The organism is Janthinobacterium lividum (assembly GCF_011601275.1).
GTDB classification, from domain to species: Bacteria; Pseudomonadota; Gammaproteobacteria; order Burkholderiales; family Burkholderiaceae_D; genus Janthinobacterium; species Janthinobacterium lividum_E.
In genome coordinates this window covers 317,462-342,569 of record NZ_JAAOLY010000002.1, presented here as the reverse complement: position 1 = coordinate 342,569, position 25,108 = coordinate 317,462, and the positions used below count along the sequence as shown (strand labels likewise).

General features: G+C 63.1%; 22 protein-coding genes. 19 read left to right on the top strand and 3 right to left on the bottom strand.

Annotation, left to right across the window (positions count from 1 at the left end; genetic code table 11):
* The first annotated feature begins 78 nt into the window (after nt 1-78).
* Together dnaJ and can are read left to right on the top strand one after the other, a co-directional pair.
* Nucleotides 79-1,212 (top strand): molecular chaperone DnaJ, encoded by a 1,134-nt coding sequence (gene dnaJ / locus GYK42_RS04315; RefSeq protein WP_034745985.1) that lies wholly within the window; start codon nt 79-81, stop codon nt 1,210-1,212.
* Nucleotides 1,213-1,348: 136 nt separating this feature from the next.
* Nucleotides 1,349-2,020 (top strand): carbonate dehydratase, encoded by a 672-nt coding sequence (gene can / locus GYK42_RS04310; protein ID WP_034788731.1) that lies wholly within the window; start codon nt 1,349-1,351, stop codon nt 2,018-2,020.
* 18 nt (nt 2,021-2,038) lie between these two features.
* Here can and GYK42_RS04305 read toward each other — a convergent pair whose 3' ends face one another.
* Complete coding sequence (locus GYK42_RS04305) at nt 2,039-2,524, bottom strand: tetratricopeptide repeat protein (protein WP_166446470.1); 486 nt, start codon at nt 2,522-2,524, stop codon at nt 2,039-2,041.
* A 212-nt stretch (nt 2,525-2,736) separates the two neighbouring features.
* Between GYK42_RS04305 and GYK42_RS04300 the strand changes: the two genes are divergently transcribed.
* Genes GYK42_RS04300 through GYK42_RS04285 form a run of 4 tightly spaced genes read left to right on the top strand, consistent with a single transcriptional unit; the run spans nt 2,737 to nt 6,384 of the window.
* A complete protein-coding gene (locus tag GYK42_RS04300; RefSeq protein ID WP_166446469.1) occupies nt 2,737-3,621 on the top strand; it encodes a TauD/TfdA dioxygenase family protein in 885 nt (294 codons plus the stop codon).
* A gap of 33 nt (nt 3,622-3,654) precedes the next feature.
* Complete coding sequence (locus GYK42_RS04295) at nt 3,655-4,668, top strand: ABC transporter substrate-binding protein (protein WP_166446468.1); 1,014 nt, start codon at nt 3,655-3,657, stop codon at nt 4,666-4,668.
* A gap of 1 nt (nt 4,669) precedes the next feature.
* On the top strand, nt 4,670-5,515 hold the full coding sequence (locus GYK42_RS04290) for an ABC transporter ATP-binding protein (RefSeq protein WP_166446467.1): 846 nt from the start codon (nt 4,670-4,672) through the stop codon (nt 5,513-5,515).
* Nucleotides 5,512-6,384 carry an ABC transporter permease gene (locus tag GYK42_RS04285; RefSeq protein ID WP_166446466.1) on the top strand — a complete coding sequence of 291 codons (873 nt, stop codon included), beginning with the start codon at nt 5,512-5,514 and terminating at the stop codon, nt 6,382-6,384. The genes GYK42_RS04290 and GYK42_RS04285 overlap by 4 nt, the downstream gene beginning before the upstream one ends.
* Here the strand turns inward: GYK42_RS04285 and GYK42_RS04280 are convergent, their stop codons facing one another.
* Nucleotides 6,385-7,278 (bottom strand): HTH-type transcriptional regulator ArgP, encoded by an 894-nt coding sequence (locus GYK42_RS04280; protein WP_034747696.1) that lies wholly within the window; start codon nt 7,276-7,278, stop codon nt 6,385-6,387.
* A 136-nt stretch (nt 7,279-7,414) separates the two neighbouring features.
* On the opposite strand from GYK42_RS04280, the gene GYK42_RS04275 reads away from it, so the two are divergent.
* The 5 genes from GYK42_RS04275 (at nt 7,415) to GYK42_RS04255 (ending at nt 13,940) form a co-directional block, all read left to right on the top strand.
* Complete coding sequence (locus tag GYK42_RS04275; RefSeq protein WP_166446465.1) at nt 7,415-9,850, top strand: penicillin-binding protein 1A; 2,436 nt, start codon at nt 7,415-7,417, stop codon at nt 9,848-9,850.
* A gap of 4 nt (nt 9,851-9,854) precedes the next feature.
* The gene (locus GYK42_RS04270; RefSeq protein WP_034746006.1) at nt 9,855-10,478 is read left to right on the top strand and encodes a trimeric intracellular cation channel family protein; all 624 of its coding nucleotides are present in this window, start codon (nt 9,855-9,857) and stop codon (nt 10,476-10,478) included.
* 96 nt (nt 10,479-10,574) lie between these two features.
* Nucleotides 10,575-12,482 (top strand): beta-propeller domain-containing protein, encoded by a 1,908-nt coding sequence (locus GYK42_RS04265; RefSeq protein WP_166446464.1) that lies wholly within the window; start codon nt 10,575-10,577, stop codon nt 12,480-12,482.
* Between the two features lie 49 nt (nt 12,483-12,531).
* Entirely contained in the window at nt 12,532-13,101 is a 570-nt protein-coding gene (locus tag GYK42_RS04260) for a sigma-70 family RNA polymerase sigma factor (protein WP_240943438.1), read from the top strand.
* Nucleotides 13,098-13,940: a hypothetical protein gene (locus GYK42_RS04255; RefSeq protein ID WP_166446463.1), complete on the top strand. Its 843-nt coding sequence runs from the start codon at nt 13,098-13,100 to the stop codon at nt 13,938-13,940. The genes GYK42_RS04260 and GYK42_RS04255 overlap by 4 nt, the downstream gene beginning before the upstream one ends.
* A gap of 6 nt (nt 13,941-13,946) precedes the next feature.
* Here GYK42_RS04255 and GYK42_RS04250 read toward each other — a convergent pair whose 3' ends face one another.
* Complete coding sequence (locus GYK42_RS04250; RefSeq protein ID WP_034746015.1) at nt 13,947-15,092, bottom strand: MFS transporter; 1,146 nt, start codon at nt 15,090-15,092, stop codon at nt 13,947-13,949.
* A 282-nt stretch (nt 15,093-15,374) separates the two neighbouring features.
* On the opposite strand from GYK42_RS04250, the gene GYK42_RS04245 reads away from it, so the two are divergent.
* The 8 genes from GYK42_RS04245 (at nt 15,375) to GYK42_RS04210 (ending at nt 25,107) form a co-directional block, all read left to right on the top strand.
* Complete coding sequence (locus GYK42_RS04245) at nt 15,375-16,142, top strand: gamma-glutamyl-gamma-aminobutyrate hydrolase family protein (RefSeq protein ID WP_166446462.1); 768 nt, start codon at nt 15,375-15,377, stop codon at nt 16,140-16,142.
* A 54-nt stretch (nt 16,143-16,196) separates the two neighbouring features.
* Nucleotides 16,197-17,567, top strand: coding sequence for a glutamine synthetase family protein (locus GYK42_RS04240; RefSeq protein WP_035822563.1), 1,371 nt, complete (start codon nt 16,197-16,199; stop codon nt 17,565-17,567).
* Nucleotides 17,568-17,579: 12 nt separating this feature from the next.
* Nucleotides 17,580-19,040, top strand: coding sequence for an aspartate aminotransferase family protein (locus GYK42_RS04235; protein ID WP_166446461.1), 1,461 nt, complete (start codon nt 17,580-17,582; stop codon nt 19,038-19,040).
* Between the two features lie 151 nt (nt 19,041-19,191).
* A complete protein-coding gene (locus GYK42_RS04230; protein ID WP_166446460.1) occupies nt 19,192-20,340 on the top strand; it encodes an ABC transporter ATP-binding protein in 1,149 nt (382 codons plus the stop codon).
* A 7-nt stretch (nt 20,341-20,347) separates the two neighbouring features.
* Nucleotides 20,348-21,277 (top strand): ABC transporter permease subunit, encoded by a 930-nt coding sequence (locus tag GYK42_RS04225; RefSeq protein WP_166446459.1) that lies wholly within the window; start codon nt 20,348-20,350, stop codon nt 21,275-21,277.
* Nucleotides 21,274-22,125: an ABC transporter permease gene (locus tag GYK42_RS04220; protein WP_166446458.1), complete on the top strand. Its 852-nt coding sequence runs from the start codon at nt 21,274-21,276 to the stop codon at nt 22,123-22,125. Before GYK42_RS04225 ends, GYK42_RS04220 begins: the two co-directional genes overlap by 4 nt.
* Nucleotides 22,126-22,155: 30 nt before the next feature.
* Entirely contained in the window at nt 22,156-23,643 is a 1,488-nt protein-coding gene (locus GYK42_RS04215; protein ID WP_166446457.1) for an aldehyde dehydrogenase, read from the top strand.
* A 174-nt stretch (nt 23,644-23,817) separates the two neighbouring features.
* On the top strand, nt 23,818-25,107 hold the full coding sequence (locus GYK42_RS04210) for a type II toxin-antitoxin system HipA family toxin (RefSeq protein WP_166446456.1): 1,290 nt from the start codon (nt 23,818-23,820) through the stop codon (nt 25,105-25,107).
* Nucleotide 25,108 lies beyond the last annotated feature (1 nt).

Genomic DNA, 25,108 nt, shown 5'->3' with positions numbered 1-25,108 from the left:
CGTTGCCCAGTGCAGCACTCGACTCGGCTTTTTCGTGTAATTTTTACATCAGTAGATAGACTGCAAGGTGCCGACAACATGGCAAAGCGTGATTTTTACGAGACACTCGGTGTCGCAAAAAATGCTTCGGAAGAAGAGATCAAAAAGTCTTACCGTAAACTGGCGATGAAATACCATCCGGACCGCAATCCGGATAGCAAGGAATCGGAAGAAAAGTTTAAGGAAGTCAAAGAAGCCTACGAGATGCTGACCAATCCGGAAAAGCGCGATGCGTATGACCGTTATGGTCACGCTGGCGTGGACCCGAACATGGGCGGCGGTGGCGGCTTCGGCGGCGGCGCTGGCGGCTTTGCCGACAGCTTCGGCGATATCTTCGGCGACATCTTTGGCGGTGGCGGTGGACGCAGCCGCAATGCGGGGCCACAGGTGTACCGTGGCGCCGACTTGCGCTACAACCTGGAAATTACACTGGAGCAAGCTGCTCACGGCTTCGACACGACTATCCGCGTGCCGAGCTGGGACAAGTGCGACACCTGCCACGGCAGCGGCGCCAAGCCGGGCACTTCGCCAACCACCTGCGGTACCTGCGGTGGCCACGGCCAGGTGCGCATGCAGCAAGGTTTCTTCAGCATCCAGCAAACCTGCCCGAAATGCCATGGCAGCGGCAAGGTCATCACCGACCCGTGCACGCCATGCGGCGGCGCCGGTCGCATCAAGCGCAACAAGACCCTGGAAGTCAAAATTCCAGTCGGTATCGACAACGGCATGCGTATCCGTTCATCCGGCAACGGCGAACCGGGCACGAATGGCGGTCCGTCGGGCGACCTGTATGTGGAAATCCACATCAAGCCGCACGCCGTATTCCAGCGCGAAGGCGACGACCTGCATTGCGAAATGCCGATCTCGTTCACCAAGGCAGCTTTGGGCGGCGAAATCGAAGTGCCTACCCTGAACGGCAAAGTGTCGTTCACGATCCCGGAAGGCACCCAGTCGGGCAAGACCTTCCGCCTCAAAGGCAAGGGCATCAAGGGCGTGCGCTCCGGTTACGCGGGCGACCTGTTCTGCCACGTGGCCATCGAAACGCCGGTGAAACTGACGGAAAAACAGAAAGACCTGCTGCGCGACTTTGAAAAGTCGACGACCGAGGGCGGTGCCAAGCACAGTCCGCAAAGCAAGACCTGGAAAGACAAGGTCAAGGATTTTTTTGAATAAGCACACGTAATACCATGCGCCGGGATGCTTCAACATCCCGGCGTTTTTTTCATCACGACTGAGAAATGTGCACGCATCGCCAGCCTATGGGCGCGATCTGCCGTCAATTCAGTCGTACGTACACAATGGGAGCGATATGACCGAACAGAAAAATGGCCCGGCCCTGGCGGAGCTGCTGCAGCGTAACCGCCGCTGGGCCGACTCGATGGTGGCGAAAGACCCGAATTTCTTCAAGAACCTGGAAGCGCAAACGTCGCCCGAATACCTGTGGATCGGCTGTTCCGACAGCCGCGTGCCCGCCAACGAATTGCTGGGCATGGCGCCTGGCGACGTGTTTGTGCACCGTAATATTGCCAATGTGGTCGTGCATTCCGACCTCAACTGCCTGTCCGTCCTGCAATTTGCCGTGGACGTGCTGAAAGTCAAACATATCATCATCGTCGGCCATTACGGCTGCAAGGGCGTGCATGCGGCCATGACGGGCACGCGCATCGGCCTGGTCGACAACTGGCTGCGCCACGTCCAGGACGTGGGTCAGAAGCATGAACGCTACCTGGGCGACGTGCTGACGAGCCGCCAGCGCGGCGACCGTCTGTGCGAACTGAACGTCGTCGAGCAGGTCTTGAACGTGTGCCAGACCACCGTCGTGCAAGATGCGTGGGAACGGGGCCAGGAACTCAGCGTGCACGGCTGGGTTTATGGCTTGAAAGATGGCTTGCTGAACGACCTGGAAGTGACCGTCACGGCTGGCCACGAGCTGGCGCCACGCATGGCGACGCGCCTGGCCCGTTACGAAGCAATCGCGTAATCGATGCCGGCGCCGTGCCTACGGCGCCGCATTATCCAGGCGGCCCAGGTAATCGGCCGCCTCCCGCACGCCTTCCTGCGCCGCCTGGCGCAGCCAGTTTCTGGCCTGGGGAATGTCCTGCGGCGTGCCCCGGCCTTCGGCCAGCGCCACGCCATAGTGGTAGCGCGCGAGCCGCGCATAGGCCGCGTCATCGTTCGTATGCGCACCGCGCCGCATCAGCGCCGTCGCCTGTTGCAAGTCCTTGGGCACGCCGATGCCCGTTTCATACAACTGGGCCAGCCAAATCATCGAATACACATCGTTCCAGCGCCGGATGCAATCTTCAAAGATGGCGACGGCGGCCGCATGGTCGCCCGTCTTGTCGGCCGCATAGCCGTACAAACACTTGATGCGCTTGTCGCTGTGCACGTAGGCTTTGTAGCTGAGATCACTTTCACTCTCGCTATCCTGCGCGTGGACGAAAGCAGGGAACAGCAAGGCGAGCAGCAGGGCATAGGTGGGCATGGCTTTCCTGATCAACGATTGAAGCTTGGTAGATAAGCAAGTTGCGTGCTGGCTCCATTCCCGGGCAAAGCCGGCGCTGCTGTGCCATTGCGTGACAGTGCCTGTTGCCGAGTGGCGCAACGCGCCGCGCATATCCATATAGTAAATGCTTCGTTTGCAAGCAAGGCTGGCCGGCATACAGTGGACTTCCCCAGACTCTTGGCGAACTCCCCATGTCGGCCGTCCTGAAACCCGTGCAGTCCACCAGCCATTTCCATATCGAGACTTTCGATGCGCCGCTGGGCGCGCAAGTGCTGGGGCTGGACCTGGCGCAACCGTTGTCGCAGGGCGATTTCCAGCGCCTGCACCATGCCCATCTCGACCATCACGTGCTGGTGTTCCGCGACCAGCGCATCACGCCGCAGCAGCAAGTCGATTTCAGCCGCCGCTTCGGTCCGCTGCAAATCCACGTGCTGCGCCAGTTCCAGCTGCCCACGCAACCGGAAGTGCTGATCATCTCGAACATCGTTGAAAACGGCCAGCCCATCGGCCTCGGTGACGCCGGTCATTTCTGGCATTCCGACCTGTCCTACAAGGAGGTGCCCAGCCTCGGCTCCATGCTGCATGCGCAAGAGTTGCCGGATGAGGGCGGCGATACCGTGTTCGCGAACATGCACCTGGCCTGGGAAAGCTTGCCGGCCGCGCTGCGCCACGCCGTGCGCGGCGCCCGTGCCGAGCATAGCTATTTGAGCCAGTATGAGGAATTGCGCCGCCGCAATCCATGGCGTCCCACCCTGACGCAGGCGCAGATCGATGAAGTCAAACCCGTCACCCATCCCGTCGTACGCGTACATCCGGAAACGGGACGCCGCGCCCTGTTCGTCAGCGAACATTTCACCACGCGCATCGTCGGCTTGCCCGACGATGAAAGCCGCGCCCTGCTCGATGAACTGTTTGCCCACAGCGTACGTCCCGAGCACCTGTATGTGCACCGTTGGCAACCGCATGACCTGGTGTTCTGGGACAACCGTTCCCTGATGCATCTGGCCACCGGTTGCCCGCCCGACCAGCGCCGCAAGCTCTACCGCACCACCATCGAAGGCGATGCGCCGTACTGATTTTTTCCTGTAAGCCTGACCCAAGGAGTGTCCATGTTGCCGATCTTGACCTTTTCCCGCCGCCTGCTCGCCACCATTGCCGTGCTGTGCATGGCCATGTCCATGGCCCGGGCCGAAGGGCAGATCCGCATCGCGGGCCAGCACGGCATCACTTTTCTTTTGCTCAATATCGCGCAGGAACAAAAGCTGATTGAAAAGCATGGCAAGCAGCAGGGCGTCGACGTGAAGGTCGAGTGGATCACCCTGTCTGGCGGCCCGGCCATCAACGATGCTTTGTTGTCGGGCAATATCGATATCGCCGGGGCTGGACTGGGACCGCTGCTGACCATCTGGGACCGCACGAAAGGCCGGCAGAACGTGCGCGGCGTGGCTTCGCTGGGCAACTTCCCCTATTACCTGATCAGCAATAATCCCAAGGTGAAAACCCTGACGGACTTGACGGACAAGGACCGCATCGCCCTGCCCGCCGTCTCCGTTTCCGTCCAGGCGCGCATCTTGCAAATGGCCGTGGCGAAACAGTGGGGCGACAAGGAATTCGCCCGCCTCGACAAGATCACGCAAACCTTGCCGCACCCGGATGCGGCCGCCGCCATCATCGCCGGCGGCACGGAGCTCAGCGGCCACTTTGGCAATTCGCCGTTCCAGGAACAGGAACTGGCGCAAAACCCGAACGCCCATATCATCCTGAACTCGTATGACGTACAGGGCGGGCCCAGCTCGTCGACCTTGCTGTATGCGACAGAAAAATACCGCAAGGATAATCCGAAAACCTATCGCGCCTTCATCGCCGCCTTGGCGGAAGCGGCGCAGTATGCGAGCAGCAACCCGCAAGGCGCGGCCGACATCTACATCAAGGTCAACAAGAGCAAAGTGGACCGCAATCTGCTGCTGAAAATCTTTGCCAATCCGCAAGTGCAATTCAAGATTGCCCCGCAAAACACCTATGGTCTGGCGCAATTCCTGCATCGCGTGAGCGCCATCCGCAATTTGCCCGACAGCTGGCGCGATTATTTCTTTGACGATATTGCCATCACGCAAGGAGGCTGACATGAACGCGCCCGCTTTCCACCTGGTCCGTCCTCCGGTTGCTTTGCAGCCCTTGCTCAGCGTCAAACATGTCAGCCTGGAATACCGTACGGAGCAGCGCACCGTGCGCGCCACGCATGGCGTCAGTTTCGACGTGTTCCGGGGCGACCGTTTCGTGCTGCTGGGGCCATCGGGCTGCGGCAAGTCGTCATTGTTGAAAGCCGTGGCCGGTTTCATCGCGCCGCGCGCGGGCAGCATCGCCATGCAGGACAAGATCATCACGAAGCCGGGGCCGGACCGTGTCGTCGTGTTCCAGGAATTCGATCAGTTGCCGCCATGGAAGACCGTGCTGGAAAATGTCATGTTTCCCCTGCTGGCCAGCAAGCGGCTGGACAAGGTAGCGGCCCGCGAGCGCGCCCATCACTGGATCGCCAAGGTGGGCCTGGCCGGCTTTGAAGACGCCCATCCGCACACCTTGTCGGGCGGCATGAAGCAAAGGGTGGCCATTGCCCGCGCCCTGGCCATGCAGCCGGAAGTGCTGCTGATGGACGAGCCGTTCGCCGCCCTCGACGCCTTGACGCGGCGCAAGATGCAGGAAGAGCTGAGCCGCTTGTGGGAAGAGTTGCGTTTTACCCTTGTGTTCGTCACACATTCGATCGAGGAGGCTTTGGTCGTGGGCAACCGCATCCTGCTGCTGTCGCCCCATCCGGGCCGGGTGCGCGCTGAATTGAACAGTCACCAGTTCGGCTTGCACAGCGCGGGCAGTGCGGAATTCCAGGCCGCCAGCAGCCGCATCCACGGCTTGCTGTTCGATGGGGAAGTCGCTCCCGTCCCGCAAGCAGTGACCGCGCAGCGGGAGGCCGTATGAGCGCGCTGCTGGAGCCGCCTATCCGCCAGGAATTCGTCTATGCGGCGCCGCCGCCGGCCGGCGTCACCGTCGAGCAGCCGCTGTCGCGCTGGCAGCGTGTGAGCCAGCATGCGCTGTGGCGCAAGGTGCTGATTTTGCTCAGCCTGGCCCTGTTGTGGGAAGGCGCGGCGCGCTGGACGCAGAACGATTTATTGCTGCCCGGTTTTCTACAGACGGCGCAGGCGTTTATCGGCGGCATCGCCAGCGGTGAATTGCTCACGCGCACGGCCGCGTCCCTCGTCGTCTTGCTGCAAGGTTATGCGGTGGGCGTGCTGGCCGCCTTCGTGCTGACCTTGCTTGCCGTGTCGAGCCGTATCGGGCGCGACGTGCTGGAAACCCTGACGGCCATGTTGAATCCCTTGCCGGCGATTGCCCTGCTGCCGCTGGCTTTGCTGTGGTTCGGCCTGGGGCGCGCCAGCCTGATCTTCGTCATCGTCCATTCCGTCATGTGGCCGTTGGCCCTGAATACGTATGCGGGCTTCCAGGGCGTGCCCGAGACCCTGCGCATGGCGGGCCGCAATTACGGGCTGAACGGCTTGCGTTTGGTGCTGCACATCCTCGTGCCGGGCGCTCTGCCGTCCATCGTTTCGGGTCTGAAGATCGGCTGGGCGTTTGCCTGGCGCACCCTGATCGCGGCCGAGCTGGTGTTCGGCACGACGTCGGGGCAGGGCGGCTTGGGCTGGTACATCTTCCAGAACCGCAACGAGCTCTACACGGACAAGGTGTTTGCCGGCCTGGCGGCCGTCATCGTCATCGGCTTGCTGGTGGAAAACATCGGCTTCCGCACTCTGGAACGCGTGACTCTGAAGCGCTGGGGCATGCAACGATAGCTATTTCAGCATGCTGCGCGCCGCCGCGATGATTTGCCGCGACAACTGCTCCATGCGCGGCGACTGCACCTTCCACGTATGCCAGTACAGGGCCACGTCGGCCGGGGTCTTGGGCGTGAGCATTTCCACCAGCTCGCCGTCCGTGTTTGCTTTCAATAACAGCTCGGGCACCATGCCATAGCCGAGGCCATAGCGGATGGCGTTGAAGTGCGAGGTGGCACCCGGCACGTAATGGCAGGGGTAGGCCCCTTCGGGCAGCCCCAGCGCCTCTTGCAGGAACGACGATTGCAGGGTGTCCTTGCGCGTGTAGGCGACGACGGGCGCCGTGCGCGCCGCCTTGCGCGTCAGGCCGTGCGCGAACCACTGCTGGCGGAACGCCGGCGTGGCCACCAGCCAGTAGCGCATCACGCCCAGCGGCTCGGCAGTGCAGCCGCGCATGGGTTTTGGCTCCGTGCTGATGCAGCCGATCGCCATGCCCGTTTCCAGCAAGGTATACGTGTGGTCCTGGTCTTCCACGGTCAGGTCCAGCAGTACGCGCTCGCGTATCAGCACCTCGGACAGGGCGGGGAAGAACCACGTGCCCATCGAGTCCGCGTTCAGCGCCAGCACCAGGGTCAGCGGGGCATCTTGCTGCACCGCCAGTTCCGCCTGCAAATCCGCTTCCAGCAGCTTTGCCCGTTTCAGATACTGCATCAGGCGCTGGCCCATGCGCGTGGCGCGCGCGGGGCGGCTGCGCACGATCAGGGCATTGCCCAGCTGGCTTTCCAGCGCCCGCACCCGCTGGGAAATGGCGGGTGACGTCAGGTGCAGCCGCAGCGCCGCCTGTTCGAAGCTGCCCGTTTCAACGACGGCGCGGAATGCTTCCGTGTGCTTGGGATTGAGATCCATGGTCATCACCTGCATAAGAAAAATTTATCAATACTAAATAATACTTACTTTTCATAAGGATGGATGTGTTGCAGTGCACAATGCCTCTTTGATGGAGTGCTGCGCGCCAGCGCGCGGCCTTCTGGCAGCAAGGAATACCACCATGGAAGCACAAGCGAACGACAGCAGCACCCGCAAGCCCCAGTCTAAGCTGGCGCGCAATCTGAAATTCGGCCTGGGATTGACCCTGGGCCTGGGCATGGCCGCCGCGCTGGCGGGCGGCTGGTGGCTGCGCCAGGCGTGGCAGGATTTGCCGGCCGTCGAACACCTGGCCCAGTACAAGCCCGCGCTGCCGCTGCGCATTTTTTCGAGCGAAGGCGAGCTGCTGGCCGAATACGGCGAAGAGCGCCGCGAATTTTTGCCGTTGAAGCATATCCCGCTGCGCATGCGCCAGGCCTTGCTGGCCATCGAGGATGCGCGCTTTTATGAACATGGCGCCGTCGACTTCTATGGCTTGACGCGCGCCACGCTCGCCAATGTCGTCACGGGCCACCACGCGCAGGGCGCCAGCACCATCACCATGCAGGTGGCGCGCGACTTCTTCCTGTCGCGCGAAAAGACCGTGCAGCGCAAGCTGACGGAGATGCTGCTCGCCTACAAGCTGGAACAGCATTACGGCAAGGACAAGCTGCTGGAACTGTATATGAACCAGATCTACCTGGGCGAGCGCTCCTACGGCTTTTCCGCCGCTTCGAACATTTATTTCGACAAGCCACTGGCCGACGTCAGCATCGCCGAAGCGGCCATGCTGGCCGGTTTGCCGAAGGCGCCATCGGCTTACAACCCCGTCGCCAACCCACAGCGTGCCACCGTGCGCCAGCACTACATCCTGCAGCGCATGCGCGAACTGGGCTACATCACGCCGGCCGAATACACGGCCGCCGTGGCGGAAAAGCTGGCCCTGAACAAGGACCGCAACAGCTCCGTGCATGCGGCCGCGTATGCGGTCGAGGAAGCGCGCCAACTGATCCTGCAAAGCTATCCCGAAGGCGCCTACAGCATGGGACTGGACGTGACGACGACCATCCGCATGGCGCCGCAACGGGCGGCCGACAAGTCGCTGCGAGATGGACTGTTGAACGCGCAGGCGCGGCGCGGCTACCGTGGCCCGGAAGCGCGCCTGGCCGCTTCCGAAGACAGCGTGGCGCGCCAGCTGGCCCCTTACCCGGACAGCGGTGAACTGCGCGCCGCCCTCGTGCGCAAGGCCGATACCGCCGGCAAGCGCCAGCTGACGGCGCAGTTGCGTAATGGCGACGAGATCGTGCTGACGGCATCGGAAGCGCGCCTGGGCGGCAAGCTGGCCTGGGATGGCAAGCGCGCCATCGTTGCGGGCAGCGTGATTCGCGTGATGCATGACGCGGCAAAGAAGGGTTGGCTTGTGAGCCAGCTGCCCGAGATGGAAGGCGCGCTCATTTCCGTCGAGGCGCACAGCGGCGAAATCGTCGCCATGGCGGGCGGCTTTGATTTCTACCGCAACCACTACAATCACGCGATGCAGGCCTACCGCCAGCCCGGCTCCAGCTTCAAGCCCTTCGTGTATTCGGCGGCGCTGGAAAAGGGATATTTCCCCGGCACGGCCGTCGACGACACGCAGCGCCTGCTGCTGCCGCAGGAAACGGGCGCACGGCCTTGGCGTCCACGCAATTACGGCAACAACTATGAAGGCTTCATCAGCGTGCGGCGCGGCCTCGTGCGCTCGAAAAACCTGGTGGCCGTCAGCCTGATGCAGGCGGCCGGCCCCGGCTACGTGCAGCACTACGCCACGCGCTTCGGCTTCGAGGGCGCGCGCAATCCCGTCTCGCTGCCGCTGGCGCTGGGCGCGGGCGCCGTCACGCCGCTGCAGCTGGCGCAATCGTATGCCGTGTTCGCCAATGGGGGCATGCAGATGCCACCGAAACTGATCAAGGAAGTGCGCAGCCGCAGCGGCGAAGTGCTGTTCAGCGATGCGGCGCTGCGCGCCAAGGGCGAGCCGGCGCCTGGTACGCAAGTCATCTCCACGCGCAATGCCTACGTCATGGACAGCATGCTGCGCGACGTCGTCAAGAGCGGCACGGGACGCGGCGCGCTGGCGCTGGGGCGCGGCGACGCGGCCGGCAAGACGGGCACCTCGAACAACGCCTACGACGCCTGGTTCGCCGGCTATTCGTCGGGCCTCGTGTCCGTCGTCTGGCTCGGCTACGATCAGCCGAAAAGTCTGGGCAATGCCACCGGCGGCACCCTGGCGCTGCCCGTCTGGCGCGACTACATGCAGGTGGCCGTGCAGGGCCGCCGCGAGCAGGTACTGGCCGAACCGCCAGGCCTGGCCCTGCTCGACGGCGATTACGTGTATGCCGAATACCTGGCCGGCGACTGCCTGAAGGATAACTTTGCTTTTATCCACAGCAGTGTCGGCTGCGGCAGCGGCGGTGCGGATACGCGCATGGCGCACGGCGAAGCTGGCGCTGGAAATGGCGGCTCCAGCACGGGCACGAATGAAGCGCGCACCCTGAGCGAAGCGCGCGAACGCGAACAAATTCTCAAATCATTTTCGGAAGAATAAGAGCATGCTGCTATATACGATTTACCTGGTGGCGATTGTCGCCGAAGCGATGTCCGGCGCCATCATGGGGATGCGGCGCGGCATGGATTTGTTCGGCATCTGCATGATCGGCACCGTCACGGCGCTCGGTGGCGGCACCGTGCGCGACGTGCTGCTGGGGCACTATCCGCTGGGCTGGATCGCGCATCCCGAATACCTGCTGTTTACCATCGGCGCGGCCATTGTCACGGCCTTCGTCGCGCGCTATTTGCACCATCTGCGCGCCATCTTCCTGCTGGTCGATGGACTGGGCCTGGTGGCGTTTTGCGTGATCGGCTGCGACATCGCCATGTCGGCCAAGATGCATCCGGCTATTGTCGTGCTGGCGGGGATGATCACTGGCGTCTTCGGCGGCCTGCTGCGCGATATCCTGTGCAACCAGATTCCCCTCGTGCTGCAGCGCGAAGTGTATGCCACCGTGGCCCTGTTCACGGGCAGCCTGTATGTCGGCCTGCTGTACTTCAAGGTCGACAGCTCGGTGGCGCAGCTGGCGTCCATCGGCGCCGGTTTCCTGTTCCGCTTCCTGGCCCTGCACTTCGAATGGCGGCTGCCGAATTTCAATGGCGACCGCATACGGGGTTTTGAATAAGGTGAACGCTGCGTGAATATTTTCACGTGTATTTAACCCCTTTTTCTGCGCTGCTGCGTTTCATGTTGGACACCCCAGCCAACCGGAGAAGAAGCGATGTCCAGCGCCCTCAAGATCACATTGACACTGTCCCTGCTGCTGTCGGCAGGCAGCCACGCCGCCGGCACGGCGCCGCGCAAGACCCTGGCGCCGTTCGCCAGCGAGCAAGCCTTGAGCAGCTACCTGCAGCAGCTGCACGCGCGTCAGGAGGCGTTGCTGCTGAAGCAGCAGAAACTGCAGCGCGCCACGGCGCAGTATTCGGCACAGTCCATGGCGCCGCCGCCCGCTTTTCCCGCCTCTCCCGCACCGATGGCGGCCAAGGCTGCCCCCGCGCCATCGGCAGAAGCTGCCGAATCCATCACCAATGTGCAGACGGCGGGCGTGGACGAAGGCGGCATCGTCAAGCTGCATGGCAAGCACCTCGTGATGCTCCGGCGCGGCAAGCTGTTCACGGTGGCGGTGGGCGGCAACGTCTTGCAGCCCGTGTCGTCGCTCGACGCGTTCGCGCCCGGCAGCGACCCGTCCGGCAGCTGGTATGACGAAATGCTGATCGATGGCGACACGGTGGTAGTGATCGGCTACAGCTACAACCGTGGCGGCACGGAGATCGGCCTGTTCGACGTCAACGGGGACGGCAAGCTGGCCTACCGTTCCACGTATCACTTGCGCTCCAACGATTATTACTCGTCGCGCAATTATGCGAGCCGGCTGGTCGGCGGCAAACTGGTGTTCTATTCGCCCCTGTCGCTGAACTTGCGCCGGGGCGACCCGTTCGGCGGCTTCCCCGCGTTGCGGCGCTGGCGTCCTGATGCCGTGCCGTCCGATTTCAAGCGCATCGCCCCGGCCACGCGCATCTACCGCACCGATGAAGAACCAGAAACGGGCTTCGGCCTGACCCTGCATACGGTCACCGTGTGCGATCTGGCGCAGCGCGACATGCGCTGCGAAGCGACGGCCGTGATGGGACCGCAGGGCCGCGTGTTTTATGTATCGGGCGAATCCGTTTTCGTGTGGACGACGCGCCGCGGCAGCGACTCGGGCGTGTTCCGCATTCCCCTCGATGGCGGCGCGCCCAGCGCCCTGAAGGTGGCCGGCGCGCCCGTCGACCAGTTCTCGTTCCTGGAAAGTAGCGATGGCCACCTGAACGTGCTGCTGCGCGCCGAAGGCCAGGGCGACGCCATGTGGGATGGCGCGCGGGGGCGCGGCGACATGGCCTTGCTGCGCGTGCCTTTGGCGTCGTTTTCCGATGGCCGCGACAGCGCGCCCGCCAGCAGCTACAAGGCGCTGCCCGGTGGTGGCGGCTACGGTTTGCAGAACCGCTATGTGGGCGCGTATCTGTTGTACGGCAACCCTGGCAATGCCGGACGCCGCAAGGCGGACCAGGCCTGGCCGCGCCAGCCCCTGTTTGCAGTGCGCTGGGCCGATGCGGGCAGCGTGCAAGCCTTGTCCCTGCCGCATGGCGTGGAACGTATCGAGGCGCTGGGCGATGACGCCGTGGTGATCGGCGCGCAGGGCAGGAACCTGCACTTCAGCAGCATCCGCCTGGGGGCGCAGGCGGCGATCGCCACGCGCTACATCCGCGCCGACGCGGCGCAGGGCGAGTCGCGCAGCCACGGTTTTTTCTACAAGCCGCAAACGGCCAGCGAGGGTGTGGTCGGCTTGCCCATCCTGGGTGCGGACGAGCGCCCTGGCCTCAACAAGCCAGCCGCCTCCGTCCTGTATCTGCGCAACAGCGGATTGCAGTTGACGGAGCTGGGCGCGCTGGCGGCTCGGCCGGGTCAAGTGCCGGACGACGGCTGCCGCGCGTCCTGCGTGGACTGGTATGGCAATGCGCGGCCATTGTTCCTGCAGGGCCGGGTCTTCGCCTTGCTCGGCTATGAATTGGTGGAAGGGGCGCTCAGGGATGGACAGATCCGCGAAGTACGCCGCATCAGCTATGCGCCCATTGTGTCCACCGTACGCTGACGGCGCAGGGAAATTGCCGCTGCCGCGCAGTTCGGCTACACTGCTCCGCATGCCCGACACCCTGATTACTGCGACGGATGAAGACCTGATGCTGCGCTACGGCGCTGGCGATCTGCCGTCGTTTCGCGAATTGTACCGGCGCCATAGCCAGGGCCTGTACCGTTTCGTGGCCTGGCGTGCGCCGCGCCGAGCGTGGGTGGACGAGATCGTGCAGGATGCGTGGGCCAGCCTGCATGCGGCACGCGCCGGCTACCAGCCGCAGGCGGCGTTCCGCACCTATCTGTACCAGATCGCGCGCAACCGCCTGATCGACATCCTGCGCCAGAGGGAAGCCTCGCCATTCGATGAAGGCAGGGACGAAGCGCCGCACGATGGACTGTCGCCGCAGCAGTCGCTGGAGCAGAAACAGCAGCACGCGCTGCTGCATGCGGCCATCGCCGCTCTGCCAGCCGAGCAAAGAGAAGCACTGGTGCTGCAGCAGTTTAGCGGCATGAGCATCCTGGATATCGCCGTGGTGACGGGGGCGGAAGCGGAAACCGTGAAAAGCAGGCTGCGCTACGCCATGCAGAAATTGCGGGCCCAGCTCGATAGCGCGGCCGGCACGGGAGGACAGGCATGAATACGCACGATACAGACAAGCACGAAGCCGATGACGAGGAATTGAACGCGCTGCTGGCCAGCCTGCCGCAGCCTGCGCCTTCCAGCGCGCTCGATGCGGCCATTCTGGCGGCCGCGGAAAAAGCCTTGCACCAGCCGGCGGCCGCGAACGACAGCGCCGATGGCGTGCTGCGCACCCTGCCTGCGAAAAAGACGCCCGATTCCCTGCCGCGCTGGCGTGTTCCGCTGGGCCTGGCCGCGGCCGTGCTGTTGACGGTCAACCTGATCGGCGTGGACTGGTTCGGATCGAAGCCGGCGCAGTTTCCCGTGATCGGGGAACCGGTCACGCCGGAGGTGACGCCGGCACCTGGCGCTTCTGCTACCACGTCCGTTCCGCCGCCGGCGGCTGAGGCACCGCCGCAACCCGCAGCTTTGCCAGCGGCACCGGCACCGCGCGCGGTGGCCAAGATGGCACCGAGACCGACACCGCAGGCCGAGCCAGCACCGCTGACAGCGCCGCCAGCGCCAGTCTCGTTTCCCACGCCTCAGACAGCACCAGTGGCGCCGCCAGCACCGCCGCCCCCGCCGGCGCCGGCGCCGGCAATGCGCGAGGCGATGGAGCAGCAGGCGGCCATGAAGGCTGAATCTGGCCTGCAACGCCAGGCGCCGGTGCAGCGCGCGCTGGCCATGCCGCCGCCGGCAAAGCTTGACGCTTCCGTGTGGCTGGTGAAGATCGACGCCCTGCTCAAGGCAGGCGAGGGCGCCCTGGCGCAGCAGGAATGGATGGCGTTCCGGCAGGCGTATCCCGATTATCCGGTGGCCGAAGAACTGCGGCAGCGCCTGGAAAAGCAGAAGCAGTAGCGCAAGCTACACGATCCCCTTCCTGCGCTCCCATACGGCGCTGCCGACAAAGATGGCGGCGCATACCCACATCACTGCCGGCAGCGCGTTCACGCCGACGGACTGCATCAGCACCCCTGTCAGCAGGGGGCCGCCGCCGCTGGTCACGCCCCAGGTGGCGTTGACGATGGCGCTGGCACTGGTCAGCGACAGTCCTGTAAACCGTTCGCCGCAGGCCACCAGCGCCAGCATGTAGATGCCGCCCGCCGCCGCGCCCAGCAGCAATAGCAAGGTCCACCACAGCCATGGCGTGCCGACGGCAAACGGCAGCAGCGGCAGCAGCAGGCAGACGGCCACGCCGCAGCCCGCGTGGACCTTGGCGCGGCCGTAGCGGTCGGCCATCCATCCCAGTGCGAATTGCAGGCCAGTGTCGCCCACCAGCACCACGGTGGCCGACAGCAGGGCCAGGTCCGTGCCGATGCCGTGTTCCATCGCGTACAGCGGCAGCAAGCTCAATGCCAGGGTGTCGAACAGGGCGAAGAAGGCGGCGCCCAGCACGATCATCGGCATGCGCGGCAGAATCAATGTCCACTTCACGCCATGTTCTTCCGGCTCCCTTTCCGGGCCGCTGTTCGAGATCAGCATCAAGCCGGGCACGGCCAGCAAAAACAGCAGGCCGCAGGCGGCAAAGCTCCAGCTGATCTTGTCGTTGAACAGCGCCACGAGGGCAGGACCGATCAGCTGGAAGAACGTAAAACTGGTGGTGTACATGGCCACCACGCGTCCGCGCGAATTGTCGGGCGCCAGGCGGTTTACCCACGCTTCGCCGATGGTAAACAGCACGCCCATGGCGCCGCCGAACAGGAAGCGCAGCACGCTCCACGCCAGCAGGTGGTCGGTACACTGCATGGCGATCGTCGCCAGCGAGGCCACCCACACGGCGCCCAGCATGGTGGCGCGCGCGCCGAAACGCCCCACCCAGCGCGAAACGAATGGCGAGGCGGCCAGGATGCCCAGGGCGCTGACTGCCGTGATCATGCCGATGATGTCCGTGCCCACGCCGCGCTGGTGCAGGGTCAATGCGGTGAGCGGCATGGTGGCGCCCAGGCCCAGGCCGACCACGCCGATGCTGACGACGAGGGCGAAGAAGTCGCGCCATGGCATGTGCTTCATGGCCGCCCCCTCGGGGTGGAAAAGGTGTTCAGGAAGGCTGGAATACGGTGTGGATGCATGGGAAAGTAAGGGACTTTGCCTGCGGCGCTGGTGTTTGGCGCCGGACGGGCATATGATGATTTTATCAAGAGCAATATTGCAAAGCCGTAGTGTAGGCGATGTGCGCCGCCGCTGGCCACGTCCATCGGTGTGGCCGCTGCCTGCGGCTCTGCTGTACAGTGAAGCGAGCGGCAGCGCTGTCATGGCGCTGTCATTGGATCGTCACGCCAGCGAGGAAGCTTTATGCGCCGTCCCATCGTTCTCGTTCCTGCCTGCCAGCGCCAGCTTGGCAGCCACGCCTGGCACATGGCGCAGGACAAATACCTGCACGCCGTGGTGCGCGGCGCCGGCTGCATGCCGCTGCTGCTACCCGCCCTGGGCGCGGATGCGGACCTGGAAGCGGCGCTGCACGTCGCCGATGGCGTCATGCTGACCGGTTCCGCTTCGAACGTCGACGCGCGCCTGTATGGCGAAGACATCCTGCATCCCGACCTGCCGCAAGACCCCGCGCGCGACGCCACCACCTTGCCCCTGATCCGCGCCGCGCTGGCGCGCCAGCTGCCCTTGCTCGCCATTTGCCGCGGCTTCCAGGAAGTCAACGTGGCCCTGGGTGGCAGCCTGCACCAGGCCGTGCACGCGGTGCCTGGCATGCAGGACCACCGTGAAAACGTGCTCGATCCTTTGGAGCGCCAGTACGGGCCCGCGCACCGCATCAAGCTGATGCCTGACGGCCTGCTGTCACGGCTCTTGGGCGGCGAGAGCGAAATGATGGTCAATTCCCTGCATGGCCAAGGCATCGCCCGGCTGGCCGAGGGCTTGCTGGTGGAAGCCCTGGCCGACGACGGCCTGGTGGAAGCATATAGCGTGGCCAGCGCCGCCGGTTTTACGCTGGCCGTGCAATGGCACCCGGAGTGGCAGGTGGAAGACAACCCGCAGTCGATGCGCCTGTTCGGCGCCTTCGGCCAGGCTTGTCGCGATTACCTGGAACAGCAGCACAGAAAGAATGGATGACAGGCGCGCCGCCGGCAGTACGCGGCGTTTGATCAAGACCAGCGAGAGGGAAGCATGGCAATACGCGAAAATTTCACCTATACGGACATGGATTTGTGGCTCAATGAAAAGCGCGTCACGGAAATCGAATGCCTGGTCCCCGACTTGACGGGCGTGGCGCGCGGGAAGATCCTTCCGCGCGGGAAATTCACCCAGGAGCGCGGCATGCGCATCCCGGAAGCAGTACTGGGCATGACGGTGACGGGCAATTATCCGGTCGACGATGGCGGTTATGACCGCGCCATTTCCAGCACCGACCGCGACATGATTTTGAAGGCCGATCCCACCACCATCACCATGGTGCCGTGGGCAACCGATCCCACCGCCCAAGTCATCCACGATTGTTATTTTGCCGACGGCGCTCTGGTCGATTTCGCCCCGCGCTCCGTGCTGCGGCGCGTGCTGAAACTGTATGCGGACAAGGGCTGGAAACCCGTGGTGGCGCCCGAGCTGGAGTTCTACTTGACGGCGAAAAACACGGACCCTGACTTGCCATTGAAGCCGCCCATCGGGCGCAGCGGCCGGGCCGAGACGAGCCGCCAGGTGTACAGCATTGACGCCGTCAACGAATTCGACCCGCTGTTCGAGGATATCTACGATTACTGCGAATTGATGAACCTTGACGTCGACACGCTGATTCACGAGATTGGCGCGGGTCAGATGGAAATCAACTTCCTGCATGGTGACCCGCTGGGCCTGGCCGACAAGGTGTTTTTCTTCAAGCGCACCTTGCGCGAAGCGGCCTTGAAACACGATATGTACGCCACCTTCATGGCCAAGCCCATGGCGGGCGAACCGGGCTCCGCCATGCACGTGCACCAGAGCGTCGTCGACGCGAAGACGGGCCTGAATATCTTCAGCAACGAGGACGGTTCGGCCGCGCCCATCTTCAAGCATTACATCGCGGGCCTGCAGCGCTACATGCCGTCGGCCATGGCCATCGTCGCGCCGTATGTGAATTCCTACCGGCGCATCGTGCGCCACACTGCCGCGCCGATCAACATCCAGTGGGGCCTGGACAACCGTACGGTGGGTTTTCGCGTGCCCGAGTCCGGCGTGCAGGACCGACGCGTGGAAAACCGCATCATCGGCGCCGACGCGAATCCCTACCTGGCGCTGGCCGTCACCCTGGCCTGCGGCTACCTTGGCATGACGGAGCAGCTGGAAGCGACGCCGATGATGGTGGGCAGCGCCTACGACATGAAGTTCGAATTGCCGCAAGGCTTGCCCGAGGCCCTGCAGCTGCTGCGCGCGGAAGACAAGCTGCGCACGGTGCTGGGCGAGCGCTTCATCGACGTGTATGCGGCCATCAAGGACCTGGAGCACCAGGAGTTCATGACCGTCATCAGCCCGTGGGAGCGCGAACATCTTCTGCTCCACGTTTAAGAAAGGATCTCAATGAGCACATCCAATAATCCGCTGGCGCCAATTGCCGCCCTGGTTGCCTCCGTGGCGCAGAAAAACGCGGCGCCGCAGGTGTATGACACGGCCGCCATCCAGCAGATGGACTCGGCCCACTACCTGCACCCATTCACCGATTTCCAGGACCTGGCGTCGAAAGGCGCGCGCGTGATGGTGCGCGGCGACGGCGTCTACCTGTGGGATAGCCAGGGCAAGAAGATCGTCGACGGGATGTCGGGCCTGTGGTGCGTCAACGTGGGCTATGGCCGCACGTCGATTTCGCAAGCCGTGTACCGGCAGATGGAGACGCTGCCGTTCTATAACAGCTTCTTTGGCACGACGAACGTGCCGGCCGCGCAGCTGGCGGCCAAGCTGGCGCAAATATCGCCGCCGCAGTTCCAGCACGTGTTCTTCACCAGTTCCGGTTCCGAAGGCAACGACACGAATTTGCGCATGGTGCGCCGCTACTGGGATATCCTCGGCTACAAGCAGCGCCACACCATCATCAGCCGCCACAACGCCTATCACGGCAGCACGGTGGCGGGAGCGTCCCTGGGCGGCATGGACGGCATGCATGCGCAGGGCGGCATGCCGATACCGGGCATCGCGCATATTGGCCAGCCCAATTACCTGGAGTCGGGGCACGGCTTGAGCCCGGAAGCCTTTGGCCTGAAGGCGGCCGGCTGGCTGGAAGACAAAATCCTGGAAATCGGCGCCGACAAGGTGGCCGCCTTCATTGGCGAACCGGTGCAGGGCGCCGGCGGCGTCATCATCCCGCCAGCGACGTACTGGCCCGAAATCCAGCGCATCTGCGACAAGTACGGCATCTTGCTGATCGCCGATGAAGTCATCTGCGGCTTCGGCCGCCTGGGGCGCTGGTTCGGTTCCGAACTGTTCGGCATCAAGCCCGACCTGATCACGTTCGCCAAGGGCGTCACCTCGGGCTATGTGCCGCTGGGCGGCGTGCTGGTGGGGGATCGCGTCGCTAAAGTCTTGATTGAACAGGGCGGCGAGTTCACGCACGGCTTCACGTATTCGGGCCACCCCGTGGCCTGCGCGGCCGCGCTGGAAAACATCCGCATCATCGAGGAAGAGCAGCTGGTGGCCAAGGTGGCCGAGGACACGGGGCCATACCTGCATCAGTGTTTCGCCAGCCTGGGCGAACATCCGCTGGTCGGCTATGCGGACAGCTGCGGCCTGGTCGCGGGCCTGAACCTGGTGCGCAGGAAGGGCGCCACCGTGCACGAGAACGAGCTGTTCGACGAGGGCCAGGGTGTGGGCATGATCTGCCGCGGCCACATGTTCGACAATGGCGTCATCATGCGCGCCGTGGGCGAGCGCATGATCGTTGCCCCGCCGCTGGTGATGACGCGCGCGCAGATCGATGAAATGGTGGGCTTGATACGGCTGTGCCTGGACAAGACGTATGCGGATGTGAAAGCGAAGGGCTGGGTGTAGGTTTTTGCCCCATTTTGCCGCCATCTGCGCATTTTTTGGACCGCAATGGCGGCAGTTCCGCTAAACTTCCATCTTGGCCGCTGCATTCGCGGCCAGTTTTTCATTTTGACACCATCTTATTGACATCCCCTTACCCAGAAGCCACCCACACATGACGATAGCAACACCCGCCGCGTCGGCCAGCGACGCCTCAGCGCCCTTCTTGCTGATTGATCAACTGGTCAAGGAATTCGATGGCGTGCGCGCCGTCAATGATATTTCCGTGACGATCAACAAGGGCGAGATCTTCGCCTTGCTGGGCAGTTCAGGTTGCGGCAAGTCGACCCTGCTGCGCATGCTGGCCGGTTTCGAGACGCCGACGTCGGGGCGCATCGCCCTGGCGGGCAACAGCATCGTCGATGTGCCGCCGCACCAGCGCCCGATCAACATGATGTTCCAGTCGTACGCGCTGTTCCCCCATTTATCCGTGTGGGACAACATCGCCTTCGGCCTGCGCCGCGACGGTTTGCCGAAAGCGGAAGTGGCGGCGCGCGTCGAGCAGATGCTGGCGCTGGTGCAGCTGGGCCAATACGCGAAGCGCAAGCCGCACCAGCTGTCGGGCGGGCAGCAGCAGCGCGTGGCGCTGGCGCGCAGCCTGGCCAAGCGGCCGCAATTGCTGCTGCTCGATGAGCCGCTGGGCGCGCTGGATAAAAAACTGCGCGAGCGCACGCAGATGGAACTGGTGAACATCATCGAGCAGGTGGGCGTCACCTGCGTGATGGTCACGCACGACCAGGACGAGGCCATGAGCATGGCCACGCGCATCGCCGTCATGAGCGAAGGGCGCATCCTGCAGGTGGGCGCTCCCGGCGAAATCTATGAAACGCCGAACTGCCGTTTCGTCGCCGATTTCATCGGCAGCGTCAACCTGTTCGACGGCCGCATCGCGCATGACGAGCCCGACCACGTGGTCATCGCCACGCCCGATGGCGAGCACTATGTCTCGCACGGCATCACGGGCAATCTGGGCATGGATGTCTCGGTGGCCGTGCGTCCCGAGAAAATCGGCATCCAGATCGCGCCACCCGCTTTGGAAGAACGGGCGTCGCCAGCGGAACATGGCTACAACTGCGCGCAAGGAGCAATCGTCGCCATGGCGTATTTTGGCAATGAAACCAGCTACCACGTGCGCCTCGACAGCGGCACGGTGGTGAAAGTGTCGCGCACCAACGCGGCTCGCCACGACGTCGCGCGCCTCGAGCGCGAACAGCGCGTGTGGGTGTGGTGGGATGGCGCCGACATCGTCGTGCTGACCAGCTGAGGCCATCATGACGTCCCTCCTGCAATCGCTGCGTAAGCTCGTCACCCTGCGTTGGGTGACTGGGCGCAACGCCGTCATCGCCGTGCCCTCGCTGTTCCTGGCGGCCGCCTTTTTGGTACCATTCCTGATCGTACTGCGCATCAGCCTGTCCGACATGGACACGGCGGGCAGCCCGTTCGGCGGCTTGCTGTCGTACGTCGACGGCATCGTCGTGCTGAAGGTGAAAATCGCCAACTACCTGTTCATCGCCGCCGATGAGCTGTATCTGCTCACCTACCTCAGCTCCATCAAGTACGCGGCCATCACCACGGCCATTTGCCTCTTCATCGGCTACCCGTTCGCCTACTTCATGGCGCGCGCCAGGCCGTCCATCCGGCCCGTGCTGATGATGCTGGTGATGCTGCCGTTCTGGACTTCGTTCCTGCTGCGCGTGTATGCGTGGAAGGGCATCCTCGCCAACCACGGCTTGCTCAACGACCTGTTGATCGCGCTGGGCGTGGTGAGCGAACCGCTGCACATGATGAACACCTCGTTTTCGCTGGTCGTCGGCATGGTGTACGCGTATCTGCCGTTCATGATCCTGCCCCTGTACGCGAATCTGGTGAAAATGGACATGCGCTACCTGGAAGCGGCGGCCGACCTGGGCGCCACGCCTTTGCAGGCGTTCTGGCGCATCACCGTGCCCCTGTCGAAGTCGGGCATCATCGCCGGTGCCATGCTGGTGTCCATTCCGTCCGTGGGCGAATATGTGATTCCCGAGCTGCTGGGCGGCCCGGAAACCCTGATGATCGGCCGCGTGCTGTGGGATGAATATTTCACCAATAACGACTGGGCCATGGCTTCGTCGGTGACGGTGCTGGTGGTCTTGCTGATCCTCGTGCCGATGGCGATTTTTAACAAATACAAGAAGGACCAGGACGCGGAGGAGCGCACATGAACGGACGTACTTTCCTGCAGCGCTGGTTCGGCCGCGGCTGGCTCTCGCTCGGCTATCTGTTCCTCTACCTGCCCATCATCGTGCTGATCGTCTTTTCGTTCAACAGCTCGCGCCAGGACATGGTGTGGAGCGGCTTTTCGCTGCGCTGGTACCGCGAGTTGATGAGCGATACGGAGATCATCTCGGGTTTTGGCCTCTCCCTGAAGATCGCCTTCATGTCGGCCACCTCGTCCGTCATCCTCGGCACGTTTGCCGCCTTTGCCTTGACGAGCTACCAGCGCTTCCGTGGCCGCACCTTGTTCTCGTCCATGGTCAGCGCACCGCTGGTGATGCCGGAAGTGATCATCGGCCTGTCCCTGCTGCTGATGCTCGTGTCCATGCAAAAGGTCTTCGGTTTTCCCGAACGGGGCGTGCTGACCATCTGGCTCGGCCACACCCTGCTGGGAATGGCGTATGCGGCCGTGGTGGTACAGTCGCGTCTCCAGGAAATGAGTAAATCCCTGGCCGAAGCGGCCATGGACCTGGGCTGTCGCGCGCATCAGGTGTTCTTCCTCGTGACCCTGCCGAACATCACGCAAGCGCTGGCATCGGCCTGGCTGCTGACATTCACCCTGTCGCTCGACGACGTGGTGCTGTCGGCCTTCCTGTCCGGTCCCGGTTCGACGACGATGCCGCTGGTGATCTTCTCGCGCGCGCGCCTGGGGCTCGATCCGCGCGTCAACGCGATCGCCGCGCTGACCATCCTGGTGGTGACGCTTGCCGTGATCGCGTATGCCGTGATGCTGGCGCGCGCCGACCGGCGACGGCGCAAGCAGATGTCTGCGGCCTATTCTCTGGAAAAGGAGTAGGCTGGCTCTTTTACTTGTCTGGAGACGACAATGACGGAGAACACCAGCTGGCATGCACGGGCCGCGGAGCTCAAGATCGATGGCCGCGCCTTCATCAATGGCGAACGCGTGGGGGCCGCATCAGGCCAGAGCTTCGACAATCTCTCGCCCATCGACGGGCGTGTGCTGGGGCAGGTAGCCCGTTGTGACGGCGCTGACGTCGATGCGGCCGTGCTGGCGGCCCGCGCCGCTTTCGAGGACCGCCGCTGGGCAGGCAAGTCCCCCGCGCAGCGCAAGCGGACATTGATCAAGTTCGCCGACCTGGTGCAGAAATACGGTCCCGAGCTGGCCCTGCTGGAAACCCTGGACATGGGCAAACCGATCAAATACAGCCAGAGCGTGGACGTGGGCGCCACGGCCAATTGCCTGCGCTGGTATGGCGAGGCGATCGATAAAGTCTACGATGAAATCGCACCGACTCCCGCCAACAGCCTGGCCCTGATCACGCGCGAACCGGTGGGCGTCGTCGCTGCCATCGTGCCGTGGAACTACCCGATGATCATGGCCGCCTGGAAGATCGCGCCCGCCCTCGCGGCCGGCAACAGCGTGATATTGAAACCGTCCGAAAAATCGCCGCTGACGGCCTTGCGCCTGGCCGACATCGCGCTGGAAGCGGGCGTGCCGGCGGGCGTCTTCAACGTGCTGCCCGGTTACGGCAATGAGGCCGGCGCCGCGTTGGCGCTGCACATGGACGTCGATTGCATCGGCTTTACGGGTTCCACGCGCACGGGAAAATTGATCGTGCAGATGGCGGGCCAGTCGAATTTGAAACGGGCGTGGACGGAGCTGGGCGGCAAGTCCGCCAACATCGTGTGCGCCGATTGCCCGGACCTGGACAAGGCCGTGGCGGCCGCCGTCGGTTCCATCTTCTTCAACCAGGGCGAAAGCTGCAACGCGCCCTCGCGCCTGTTCGTGGAAGCATCGATCAAGGATGAATTTATCGCCAAGGCGCTGGCCATGCTGCCCCGTTTCCAGCCCGGCGATCCGCTCGACGAAGCCACCGTCATGGGCGCCATCGTCGATGCCACGCAGATGCAAACGGTGATGGGCTATATCGCGGCCGGCAAGAGCGAAGGCGCGCAGCTGCTGGGCGGCGGCGAAGCCGTGCGCGCGGAAACGGGCGGCTACTACGTGCAGCCCACCATCTTTGGCGTGGATACTAGCATGACGATCGCGCGCGAAGAGATCTTCGGTCCCGTCCTGTCCGTGCTGGGCTTTACGGATATCGCCGAAGCCATCAAACAGGCCAATGCCACGCCGTACGGCTTGCAGGCGGCCGTGTGGACATCGGACATCACCAAGGCCATCCAGACGGCGCGCGCCCTGCGTGCCGGCACCGTGCACGTCAACCAGTACGACGGCGACGACATCACCGTGCCGTTCGGCGGCTACAAGCAGTCGGGCAACGGGCGCGACAAGTCATTGCATGCGCTGGACAAGTACACGGAATTGAAGACGACGTGGATACAGGTGGGATAATTTTCATGATGGTACTTAAAAGGGCTAATTATTGGTATTAATGGCTTAAAATAGTTCTTTTAAGAGCTATTGAGTTTTCCATAGCGACGTATTTTTTGCAATTTGGATCGTATAAGTACTAATTTAAGGATAAACTGGACACAATTAGTTACTATAAGATCCAGTGGAGCCGCCATGCAGTGCCATTTTCAAATTTTTCATGATGATGCGTGGCGCGATTGCGCATCGCTGACTTTGCTTGATCCTACAGGCGGCAATCCACGCACCGCTGCCCTGTTCGAGTATGACCTCGATTATGCTTTCGGTCATGGTGCCGAGCCGATATCTTTGTGCTTTCCTGTCACGGCGGAGATGCAAAAGCTGGCGCACTGGCCTGCCTTTATCTTTGATCTGATTCCGCAGGGAAGCGGGCGCAGCTATCTGTTGGGTAAACTCGATCTGACGGACGGACCGGCCGCCAATTTTCCCCTGATGTGTGCTGGCGCTTTTAATCCCATCGGGCGCGTGCGCATCGCCGAAGCCGTCCAGTATTACACCCGACATCTTGCAAGCCACGACAAGGGCAAGCCATTGCCCGGTTTTTCACTGGACGAGATCATAGGCCGTGGCGATGCCTTCAATGAACGCATGCTTATTCATAGTATGCTCGCAGCGGGCACCTTGGGAGTGCAGGGAGCAGCACCGAAATATCTGCTGACAACCGACCATGCTGGTCTCTGGCATGCCGATGGCGCCCTTCCGGACCAGAACGCGGCTGCGCATTTCATCGTCAAGCGTCCGCGCGGAAAGACCGCCAGTGACGCCAAGGTGTTGAGAAATGAAGCGGCCTACATGGCTGTGGCGCGCGCGGTGGGCTTGCGCACCGAAGGCCAACTGCGCTACCAGGACGATACCTTGTTCATTCCCCGTTTTGACCGCCGCATCCGCGATAGAAAAGTGCTGCGACTGCATCAGGAAAGCGCTGCTTCGCTGGCAGGTATCGTTGGCTTTGAAGCCACGCCCAGCCAGTTCGTACTATTGCAGGCGCTGCGCGCCGTCGTCAGCGACAAGACTGCGGAAACCATCGAGTTTCTCAAACGCGATATCTTGAACCTGGCCATGCGCAATACCGATAATCACGCACGCAATACGGCGGTACAGCAAGTGGGTGCCGAGGTGCGCCTCACGCCGCTGTTCGATTTTGCGCCGATGTACCTAGACCCCGATGGCATACCACGCGCGGCGCGCTGGTATCACCCGGATACCAAGAACGAGCTGCATGACTGGACGACGATACTGGCGACGATCGGCATGCCGGACGTCGAGCGCCAGCAGGTCCGCCTTGCGCTATACGGATTTGCCCAGCAACTGGCTGCGCTGGAACAGCATATGCAGGAGGCAGGCGTGGATGATGACATCATTGCTTTCCTCCGGCCCCATATCGCCGGGCAGATCGAACAGCTCAAGGCATTGGGAGAACACTGAC

What these genes read in the sequence shown, in the direction of transcription:
- dnaJ (WP_034745985.1), top strand. Translation starts at nt 79, where the DNA reads ATGGCAAAGCGTGATTTTTACGAGACACTCGGTGTCGCAAAAAATGCT.
- can (WP_034788731.1), top strand. Translation starts at nt 1,349, where the DNA reads ATGACCGAACAGAAAAATGGCCCGGCCCTGGCGGAGCTGCTGCAGCGT.
- GYK42_RS04305 (WP_166446470.1), bottom strand. Translation starts at nt 2,524, where the DNA reads ATGCCCACCTATGCCCTGCTGCTCGCCTTGCTGTTCCCTGCTTTCGTC.
- GYK42_RS04300 (WP_166446469.1), top strand. Translation starts at nt 2,737, where the DNA reads ATGTCGGCCGTCCTGAAACCCGTGCAGTCCACCAGCCATTTCCATATC.
- GYK42_RS04295 (WP_166446468.1), top strand. Translation starts at nt 3,655, where the DNA reads ATGTTGCCGATCTTGACCTTTTCCCGCCGCCTGCTCGCCACCATTGCC.
- GYK42_RS04290 (WP_166446467.1), top strand. Translation starts at nt 4,670, where the DNA reads ATGAACGCGCCCGCTTTCCACCTGGTCCGTCCTCCGGTTGCTTTGCAG.
- GYK42_RS04285 (WP_166446466.1), top strand. Translation starts at nt 5,512, where the DNA reads ATGAGCGCGCTGCTGGAGCCGCCTATCCGCCAGGAATTCGTCTATGCG.
- GYK42_RS04280 (WP_034747696.1), bottom strand. Translation starts at nt 7,278, where the DNA reads ATGACCATGGATCTCAATCCCAAGCACACGGAAGCATTCCGCGCCGTC.
- GYK42_RS04275 (WP_166446465.1), top strand. Translation starts at nt 7,415, where the DNA reads ATGGAAGCACAAGCGAACGACAGCAGCACCCGCAAGCCCCAGTCTAAG.
- GYK42_RS04270 (WP_034746006.1), top strand. Translation starts at nt 9,855, where the DNA reads ATGCTGCTATATACGATTTACCTGGTGGCGATTGTCGCCGAAGCGATG.
- GYK42_RS04265 (WP_166446464.1), top strand. Translation starts at nt 10,575, where the DNA reads ATGTCCAGCGCCCTCAAGATCACATTGACACTGTCCCTGCTGCTGTCG.
- GYK42_RS04260 (WP_240943438.1), top strand. Translation starts at nt 12,532, where the DNA reads ATGCCCGACACCCTGATTACTGCGACGGATGAAGACCTGATGCTGCGC.
- GYK42_RS04255 (WP_166446463.1), top strand. Translation starts at nt 13,098, where the DNA reads ATGAATACGCACGATACAGACAAGCACGAAGCCGATGACGAGGAATTG.
- GYK42_RS04250 (WP_034746015.1), bottom strand. Translation starts at nt 15,092, where the DNA reads ATGAAGCACATGCCATGGCGCGACTTCTTCGCCCTCGTCGTCAGCATC.
- GYK42_RS04245 (WP_166446462.1), top strand. Translation starts at nt 15,375, where the DNA reads ATGCGCCGTCCCATCGTTCTCGTTCCTGCCTGCCAGCGCCAGCTTGGC.
- GYK42_RS04240 (WP_035822563.1), top strand. Translation starts at nt 16,197, where the DNA reads ATGGCAATACGCGAAAATTTCACCTATACGGACATGGATTTGTGGCTC.
- GYK42_RS04235 (WP_166446461.1), top strand. Translation starts at nt 17,580, where the DNA reads ATGAGCACATCCAATAATCCGCTGGCGCCAATTGCCGCCCTGGTTGCC.
- GYK42_RS04230 (WP_166446460.1), top strand. Translation starts at nt 19,192, where the DNA reads ATGACGATAGCAACACCCGCCGCGTCGGCCAGCGACGCCTCAGCGCCC.
- GYK42_RS04225 (WP_166446459.1), top strand. Translation starts at nt 20,348, where the DNA reads ATGACGTCCCTCCTGCAATCGCTGCGTAAGCTCGTCACCCTGCGTTGG.
- GYK42_RS04220 (WP_166446458.1), top strand. Translation starts at nt 21,274, where the DNA reads ATGAACGGACGTACTTTCCTGCAGCGCTGGTTCGGCCGCGGCTGGCTC.
- GYK42_RS04215 (WP_166446457.1), top strand. Translation starts at nt 22,156, where the DNA reads ATGACGGAGAACACCAGCTGGCATGCACGGGCCGCGGAGCTCAAGATC.
- GYK42_RS04210 (WP_166446456.1), top strand. Translation starts at nt 23,818, where the DNA reads ATGCAGTGCCATTTTCAAATTTTTCATGATGATGCGTGGCGCGATTGC.